Origin of the sequence: Kaistella gelatinilytica (genome assembly GCF_015679325.1) — a bacterium.
Lineage (GTDB): Bacteria > Bacteroidota > Bacteroidia > Flavobacteriales > Weeksellaceae > Kaistella > Kaistella gelatinilytica.
In genome coordinates this window covers 1-5,752 of sequence record NZ_JADPVI010000006.1, presented here as the reverse complement: position 1 = coordinate 5,752, position 5,752 = coordinate 1, and the positions used below count along the sequence as shown (strand labels likewise).

The window sequence follows — 5,752 nt, the reverse complement described above, 5'->3', positions numbered from 1 at the left end:
AGTAGGACGGCAGGTTTTTAAGGAGATGGTTTTAGGATTAGTAATAGTCTAAAAAACTTTTAAAAATAAATGCTTGTTAATTAGGAAAAGATTCTTATCTTTGCAGACCCAAACGAGAGTAACGGGGAGCGAAGTAGGAGCAGATCAGATGGGATTAGGTATTGATTTAGGAGTATGAAAATACTTCAAAATTTTAATCAAAAACATTTGGTCAATTAGAAATAAGTTTATACTTTTGCACTCGCAATTCGGAACAAATAACAACCAAAAAAGTAAGGAAAGACAAAAGCGTCAATAACTTTCGAGTGAGTCAGACAAACATACAATGGAGAGTTTGATCCTGGCTCAGGATGAACGCTAGCGGGAGGCCTAACACATGCAAGCCGAGCGGTATTCTGGATTTATTCAGGAGAGAGCGGCGTACGGGTGCGTAACACGTGTGCAACCTACCTTTATCAGGGGAATAGCCTTTCGAAAGGAAGATTAATACTCCATAATATATTAGATGGCATCATTTAATATTGAAAACTCCGGTGGATAAAGATGGGCACGCGCAAGATTAGATAGTTGGTGAGGTAACGGCTCACCAAGTCAATGATCTTTAGGGGTCCTGAGAGGGAGATCCCCCACACTGGTACTGAGACACGGACCAGACTCCTACGGGAGGCAGCAGTGAGGAATATTGGACAATGGGTGAAAGCCTGATCCAGCCATCCCGCGTGAAGGATGACGGTCCTATGGATTGTAAACTTCTTTTGTATAGGAATAAACCTTTCTACGTGTAGAAAGCTGAAGGTACTATACGAATAAGCACCGGCTAACTCCGTGCCAGCAGCCGCGGTAATACGGAGGGTGCAAGCGTTATCCGGATTTATTGGGTTTAAAGGGTCCGTAGGCGGACCGATAAGTCAGTGGTGAAATCTCATAGCTTAACTATGAAACTGCCATTGATACTGTCGGTCTTGAGTAAATTAGAGGTAGCTGGAATAAGTAGTGTAGCGGTGAAATGCATAGATATTACTTAGAACACCAATTGCGAAGGCAGGTTACCATGATTTAACTGACGCTGAGGGACGAAAGCGTGGGGAGCGAACAGGATTAGATACCCTGGTAGTCCACGCCGTAAACGATGCTAACTCGTTTTTGGGGCGCAAGCTTCAGAGACCAAGCGAAAGTGATAAGTTAGCCACCTGGGGAGTACGTTCGCAAGAATGAAACTCAAAGGAATTGACGGGGGCCCGCACAAGCGGTGGATTATGTGGTTTAATTCGATGATACGCGAGGAACCTTACCAAGGCTTAAATGGGAAATGACAGGCTTAGAAATAGGCTCTTCTTCGGACATTTTTCAAGGTGCTGCATGGTTGTCGTCAGCTCGTGCCGTGAGGTGTTAGGTTAAGTCCTGCAACGAGCGCAACCCCTGTCACTAGTTGCTAACATTAAGTTGAGGACTCTAGTGAGACTGCCTACGCAAGTAGAGAGGAAGGTGGGGATGACGTCAAATCATCACGGCCCTTACGCCTTGGGCCACACACGTAATACAATGGCCGGTACAGAGGGCAGCTACACAGCGATGTGATGCGAATCTCGAAAGCCGGTCTCAGTTCGGATTGGAGTCTGCAACTCGACTCTATGAAGCTGGAATCGCTAGTAATCGCGCATCAGCCATGGCGCGGTGAATACGTTCCCGGGCCTTGTACACACCGCCCGTCAAGCCATGGAAGTCTGGGGTACCTGAAGTCGGTGACCGTAAAAGGAGCTGCCTAGGGTAAAACAGGTAACTAGGGCTAAGTCGTAACAAGGTAGCCGTACCGGAAGGTGCGGCTGGAACATCTCATTTTTGAGACTCTTCGATAGGAGAGTATAAACAAACAAAACGATACTTAAGGTATCATTGTCTTACTCAAAGTTAGCTTTCGTTTTTCTTTATTTGGTTGATATTTATAAAAAACATACCCACTAGGATTAGTAATCAGGGAATAGAGATTGAGAAATGAAGAAAGGAGATATATTATTTATCACTCATTACCCATCACTCATAAAAGAGTCTCGTAGCTCAGCTGGTTAGAGCGCTACACTGATAATGTAGAGGTCGGCAGTTCGAGCCTGCCCGAGACTACTAATTTAGAGTACAAGAGCGGAGAGTAGATGAGAAAGGGAGTAATAATACTCAATGACTCAAATATTTAATCAACTCCCACACTCCACTAGCGGGGAATTAGCTCAGTTGGCTAGAGCGCCTGCCTTGCACGCAGGAGGTCAAGGGTTCGACTCCCTTATTCTCCACATAAGTTATAGTGATATAACGAGAACAGTTACAGTGATGTAGCAAAAGAGCTTTTTAAAAGAAGCGAGAACAGAAGATATTTACATTAAGATTTAAGAATGATGCCAGAGAAGGCAGAATAAACATATAAAATGTTTATTAGAAGGAGCGATACCTTAATTATTCACCGTTTTACGAGACTGATTTAAAAGTGACGGATGGAGCCAAAAACACATCTGTTTATTAGTTGAGTAGGAAGAGATAAGATCATTGACATTAACGATAAGAACATCACAAAGAGAAAACCGCGCACTTTCGAGTGCCGAGTTTTAAAAATATCGTTTAACACTACGGTGTTAGACAAAAAATACTGAACTAATTTTATATTAGGAAAGAAATCGTTAAGGGCGTATGGCGGATGCCTAGGCTTTCAGAGGCGAAGAAGGACGCGGTAAGCTGCGAAAAGCTGCGGGGATCGGCACACACGAATTGATCCGCAGATGTCCGAATGGGGCAACCCGTCTGGTTGAAGACCAGTCACTCTAATTTATTAGAGAGCAAACCCGGAGAACTGAAACATCTAAGTACCCGGAGGAAAAGAAATCGAAGAGATTCCGTAAGTAGCGGCGAGCGAAAGCGGATTAGCCCAAAAGTCTTTATATGTTTAGAAGAACGTTCTGGAAAGAACGGCCATAGAGGGTGATAGCCCCGTAATTGAAAGGCATACATAGATGATAAATGAGTAGGGCGGGACACGTGAAATCCTGTTTGAATATGGGGGGACCATCCTCCAAGGCTAAATACTCCTGAAAGACCGATAGTGAACAAGTACTGTGAAGGAAAGGTGAAAAGCACTTCGAATAGAAGGGTGAAAGAGAACCTGAAACCGTACGCCTACAAGCGGTCGGAGCCCACAAGTTGGGTGACGGCGTGCCTTTTGCATAATGAGCCTACGAGTTAATTTTACTAGCGAGCTTAAGTACTTCAGGTACGGAGGCGGAGCGAAAGCGAGTCTGAATAGGGCGCTTAGTTAGTAGGATTAGACGCGAAACCTTGTGATCTACCCATGGGCAGGTTGAAGCTTTGGTAACACAAAGTGGAGGACCGAACCGGTTGACGTTGAAAAGTCTTCGGATGACTTGTGGGTAGGGGTGAAAGGCCAATCAAACTGGGAGATAGCTCGTACTCCCCGAAATGCATTTAGGTGCAGCGTTGCAATATAGTTTATTAGAGGTAGAGCTACTGATTGGATGCGGGGGTTTCATCACCTACCAATTCCTGACAAACTCCGAATGCTAATAAATGTTCTGCAGCAGTGAGGGCATGGGTGCTAAGGTCCATGTCCGAGAGGGAAAGAACCCGGACCAACAGCTAAGGTCCCCAAATCTATACTAAGTTGAAATAACGCGGTTGAACTGCATTGACAGCTAGGATGTTGGCTTGGAAGCAGCCATTCATTTAAAGAGTGCGTAACAGCTCACTAGTCGAGCGGTTCGGCATGGATAATAATCGGGCATAAGTATAGTACCGAAGCTATGGATTTATAACTTTTGAGTTATATCTGGTAGGGGAGCATTCTGTTTGCACAGAAGCTGTATCGTGAGGTATGGTGGAGCGGACAGAAAAGAAAATGTAGGCATAAGTAACGATAAAGCGGGCGAGAAACCCGCTCACCGAAAGACTAAGGTTTCCTCAGCCATGCTAATCAGCTGAGGGTTAGTCGGGACCTAACGCGAACCCGAAAGGGGAAGTGGATGGACATAGGGTTAATATTCCCTAACTTGCTCACATTAAAAAGGGGACGGACTGCCGTACTTACTGGAGACTGACGGAATAGTCAAGACCTAGCCTTCGGGCGAAGTTGTTGTAGGGAAAGCGGTTCCAAGAAAAGCCGAAGTGAAGCAACCCGTACCAAAACCGACACAGGTAGTCGAGGAGAGAATCCTAAGGTGCTAGAGTGAATCATGGTTAAGGAACTAGGCAAAATAGTCTCGTAACTTCGGAAGAAGAGACGCCAGCAGCAATGCTGGCCGCAGTGAAGAGGCCCAGGCGACTGTTTATCAAAAACACAGGACTCTGCTAAATCGAAAGATGCTGTATAGGGTCTGACACCTGCCCGGTGCTGGAAGGTTAAGGAAGGTTGTTAGCCGTAAGGCGAAGCAATTAACTGAAGCCCCAGTAAACGGCGGCCGTAACTATAACGGTCCTAAGGTAGCGAAATTCCTTGTCGGGTAAGTTCCGACCTGCACGAATGGTGTAACGATCTGGGCACTGTCTCAACCATGAGCTCTGTGAAATTGTAGTCTCGGTGAAGATGCCGAGTACCCGCAATGGGACGAAAAGACCCTGTGAACCTTTACTATAACTTCGTATTGACTTTGAATAAACAATGTGTAGGATAGGTGGGAGACTTTGAAGCTGGCACGCTAGTGTCGGTGGAGTCAACGTTGAAATACCACCCTTTGTTTATTTGGAGCCTAACTTCCTAACGGAAGGACATTGCGTGGTGGGTAGTTTGACTGGGGTGGTCGCCTCCAAAAGAGTAACGGAGGCTTTCAAAGGTACCCTCAGCACGCTTGGTAACCGTGCGTAGAGTGTAATGGCATAAGGGTGCTTGACTGTGAGACCTACAAGTCGATCAGGTGCGAAAGCAGGACATAGTGATCCGGTGGTTCCGTATGGAAGGGCCATCGCTCATAGGATAAAAGGTACTCCGGGGATAACAGGCTAGTCTCCCCCAAGAGCTCATATCGACGGGGAGGTTCGGCACCTCGATGTCGGCTCGTCACATCCTGGGGCTGGAGAAGGTCCCAAGGGTTGGGCTGTTCGCCCATTAAAGTGGCACGCGAGCTGGGTTCAGAACGTCGTGAGACAGTTCGGTCTCTATCTATTGCGGGCGTTAGATGTTTGAGAGGGCTTGAATCTAGTACGAGAGGACCGATTTGAACAAACCTCTGGTGTATCTGTTGTATTGCCAAGTGCATCGCAGAGTAGCTACGTTTGGAAAGGATAAGCACTGAAAGCATATAAGTGCGAAACCTGCCTCAAGATGAGACATCTTTTAAGGGTCGTTGGAGATGACAACGTTGATAGGCTATAGGTGTAAAGGCAGTAATGTCATAGCCGAGTAGTACTAATTACCCGTAGATTTATAGCTTAATATAGGTACTCGATCGTGCAATACGGTCTTCTCTTTGTGAACGTTTTTATCGATTTTTTTAAATCAGACAAGAGATTTAAAGATAAGAGATACGAGACAATACGTCTTAGGTCTCCAATCCAAACATCTCCCATCTATTTAATAACAATATATTGTACATCCTTTTGTACAAAACAACCTTTAGGGTGGTTTTAGCAGAGGGGCTCACCTGTTCCCATTCCGAACACAGAAGTTAAGCCCTCTAGCGCCGATGGTACTGCGTAAGCGGGAGAGTAGGTCGCCGCCAGTTTTTTTAAAAGCTCATCAATTTTTTTGATGAGCTTTTTT

2 tRNA genes and 3 rRNA genes are annotated in these 5,752 nt (G+C 45.6%); all 5 read left to right on the top strand.

Annotated features, from left to right (window positions below):
* Positions 1–322: 322 nt before the first annotated feature.
* Positions 323–1,839 (top strand): 16S ribosomal RNA (locus IV494_RS14670).
* A 205-nt stretch (positions 1,840–2,044) separates the two neighbouring features.
* Positions 2,045–2,118, top strand: a tRNA-Ile gene (locus tag IV494_RS14665).
* A 93-nt stretch (positions 2,119–2,211) separates the two neighbouring features.
* Positions 2,212–2,285: transfer RNA gene (locus IV494_RS14660), tRNA-Ala, on the top strand.
* A gap of 371 nt (positions 2,286–2,656) precedes the next feature.
* A 23S ribosomal RNA gene (locus IV494_RS14655) occupies positions 2,657–5,422 on the top strand.
* Between the two features lie 184 nt (positions 5,423–5,606).
* Positions 5,607–5,714: ribosomal RNA gene (gene rrf / locus IV494_RS14650) — 5S ribosomal RNA — on the top strand.
* The 16S, 23S and 5S rRNA genes sit together here with 2 tRNA genes alongside, the layout of an rRNA operon.
* Positions 5,715–5,752 lie beyond the last annotated feature (38 nt).